The organism is Streptomyces sp. AB3(2024), assembly GCF_041862025.1.
Classification (GTDB): Bacteria; Actinomycetota; Actinomycetes; order Streptomycetales; family Streptomycetaceae; genus Streptomyces.
The window spans coordinates 1-209 of record NZ_JBGWAB010000455.1 but is presented as its reverse complement, the minus strand read 5'-3'; the positions used below and the strand labels follow the sequence as shown (position 1 = coordinate 209).

The window sequence follows — 209 nt, the reverse complement described above, 5'->3', positions numbered from 1 at the left end:
ACCTCCAGCAGCTCGGCCTCGATCCGCTCCACATGCGCGGAATGCGAGGCGTAGTCGACGGGCACCTGACGGGCCCGGATCCCCTCCTCCACCGCCTCCGCGACGAACGCGGCCACCGCATCGGCGTCCCCGGCCACGACCGTGCTCGACGGACCGTTCACCGCAGCCACACCCAACCGGCCCGCCCACGCCTCCAACCGCGCCTCAAC

1 protein-coding gene is annotated in these 209 nt (G+C 72.7%); it reads right to left on the bottom strand.

All coding sequences use genetic code 11. The annotated features are described in order from the left end of the window. Positions 1-209 (bottom strand): acyltransferase domain-containing protein (locus ACEPPI_RS41190; protein ID WP_373920338.1); only part of this gene is annotated, 209 nt, incomplete at both ends.